Source organism: Vibrio sp. 10N.222.55.B11 (assembly GCF_041473705.1).
Lineage (GTDB): Bacteria > Pseudomonadota > Gammaproteobacteria > Enterobacterales > Vibrionaceae > Vibrio > Vibrio crassostreae_C.
The window spans coordinates 1-2660 of record NZ_JBFRST010000139.1 but is presented as its reverse complement, the minus strand read 5'-3'; the positions used below and the strand labels follow the sequence as shown (position 1 = coordinate 2660).

Annotated in this window: 2 protein-coding genes; one reads left to right on the top strand and one right to left on the bottom strand. The window is 43.0% G+C overall.

Going from position 1 to position 2660, the window contains the following annotated elements:
- The first annotated feature begins 265 nt into the window (after positions 1 to 265).
- Positions 266 to 655: an HIT family protein gene (locus AB4503_RS25385; protein ID WP_017100563.1), complete on the top strand. Its 390-nt coding sequence runs from the start codon at positions 266 to 268 to the stop codon at positions 653 to 655.
- Positions 656 to 1202: 547 nt separating this feature from the next.
- Here AB4503_RS25385 and AB4503_RS25380 read toward each other — a convergent pair.
- On the bottom strand, positions 1203 to 2441 hold the full coding sequence (locus tag AB4503_RS25380; protein ID WP_115339201.1) for an ISL3 family transposase: 1239 nt from the start codon (positions 2439 to 2441) through the stop codon (positions 1203 to 1205).
- Positions 2442 to 2660: the final 219 nt, after the last annotated feature.

Sequence of the window (2660 nt, the reverse complement as noted above, 5' to 3'; positions counted from 1 at the left end):
AGCTCATTTCTGCCCCAAAAACATTTAGATTAAATACTCTACACAATTTAGAGGGCGTGCGTTTACCCTACTAAAACTTATTCGATTGAGTTGATAACCGTTCATTCTCGTCATTAGGCGACATCTTGCAATCTAACTTCCCTTCATGTGTCATAACTTATTGATTGTCAGTTGAGTTAATATTAAAATGATGGCATTGCCGAAAGATGAAAGACGACAATTTGTCGCCTAATAAGCGTTATAAGCTTTGGTCGAGAGAGGTCAAATGACAATAGTAGAGCAAATAGTTAATCGAGAAATTGAAGCTGTAATCGTATATGAGTCTAGTGATGTTATAGCCTTCGCTGATCATGATCCTATTAACTTTGGACACATACTGATCTGCCCAACCTACCCTTACGAAAGTTACATTGAATTACCAGACCAAGTTCTTACAGAAATTCAATCGGTGGCCAGAGACCTCTATCAACGTATTGAGCGAACTTTTGAACCAGATGGTATATCTTTTATTCAAAATAACGGTAAATTCAATGAGCTTTCACATTACCATCTCCATATTTTTCCTAGGTTTAATGGTGACAAATTTGGGTGGAAAAGTAGTGAGATTGGAGTTCAAAGCATAGAAAAACTGCGCGAATCTCTGGCACGCTTATAACAAATAAGGATAAGTGTCGCCCAGCCGACACTTTATCTGGTTGTTGAACAAGCCCGTCACGGTGACACCTTTATTAGTAATTTGCTCAGTCTGAGCAAGAGGGGTTTAGGCTCCCCTCGCGTCTTCAAGCCGAATGAAGCCATTGAGCCGATCATTGACGATCTGCCCAAGCCGATAGTTGTCCTGTGTCTCTTTTACGTGTTAGACCTCCGCGGTGTTCATTGCACCATTATCCTTATAAGCGAGCACCTTTCGGCTCGTCAGCTGGCTAGCTCGGTCGGGTGATCCCAACGCACACCATTTCGTGCTCGCAACAAGGGCACGTTCGTACGGCTTTGCTGCGCACAGGGAGAGACGTTAGCATCGGACAGATTCACTGTGGTGCCAGCAAGAGTAAGATAGCCAGCCTTAACCGCCTCGCATTGCCATGCATAAATCCATAGTCTCGAACCCGTTGCAGCCCTTTGGGCAGCACGAACGAACTAATGGGGTCAAGTCTTGCCTTTTGCCTAACCATGTTTTCTATACCTGAAGGGCTCTTCTCCGCTTAGATGAGCTTGATTTCTGGGTAAAAGGTAGAGTGAGTTTCTAGGATTGAGGTTTGTCTAATCTTCAATTTAAAGTAATCAGTATCCCTTACTCCTCGAGCTCTCCGCCTAAGAAGGCCTATCGATACATTCCCAGCTTCAACTCGGGCATTCGTTAGCCTATATTTTGCATAATTGCAGATCCCAACTCTTCTCTCCCAAAGCGCATCTGCAAAGTTGATGAGAGATAAGATCCTTGTATTTTTAGCAAGCTGGCACCACGCATCAAGCGCTGCGATCATCAAGTCAAAATTACGTTCATTCCATAAGGCTTGAAGCTGCTCTTTGAGCATATAAATAGTACAAAGTGTCTTATTGCTTTCAAGTAAATCATCCAGCCTATCTGACTGCTTATCGCTTAATTTCGGCGCATTTTTGAGGAGTAAAAATAGCGTCCCCTTAAGCATTTTTTTCTCGTCATGCGTTCCTCTCCTAAACGCTTTATTACGCTCTTTCCTTATCAGAAGAGAGTAGTTCTGCATAACGTGAAACCGGTCAAAAACGATGTCTGCATTCGGAAGAGCCTTTCTCACCGCTGATTGGTAAGATTGACCCATATCCATTGATACCGCTTGGATGCCGTCTCTCGTTTGTGGTGATAATTGTTCAAAAAAGTTGATGAGTACGTTTGAAGTCCGTCCATGATCAACCCAGATAAGTTGTCCTGAAACCAGATCATAAACAACGGTCATATAGTCATGGCCTTTAGCCCTGGCGACTTCATCAACGCCAATATGAACAAGGTTGGTCAACTTCTTAGGCTCTAAAGCGGGCAAGGTAGATAACAGAAATGCTTTATCGATATTTTTCACGGTTTCCCAGCGAATGTCTAAATGCTTAGACACTGCATGGATGCTCATATAGCGGCATAGTCCACTAATAAAGTGACAGAATCTCTTGGTATAGCGACCACCCTTATCAACAAAATCAGTGGCTTCAATTAATCTTCGGCCGAGCTTATCTCTCGTCTGAGCCAGTTCAATTTCTATTACGCAAGGGCGACCACTTACAGGTAAATCTGACAGGCGACGTTGAACATAGTGGTCGACGGTACGCGGTGCTCCAGTCTCAGGGTCAACGACTTTACAGCGTCTGTCTCGCTTGCATTTGACGAGTACTGAATGAGTGCACTCTTCGAGCGTTACAGACTGTACGGATTGACCTTTAAAATTAAATAGAGCGGAAGATAATAACGACAAACTACAACACTAAGATATAAGACAGGAAGTAATTATAAATCAATGCTTTATTGATTTTATTGTTAATTTATAGACTCATCTAAGCGGAGAAGAGCCCCTGAAGTAATCAGAAAATACAGTGTGCTCCGTAGATCGTAACAAGCTTTTGTCCGGGCGACCTGAAGTCGTATGAAGCGTTGTTCACCACGATAAGAGTGAACCATCTGTATCACCAGATGA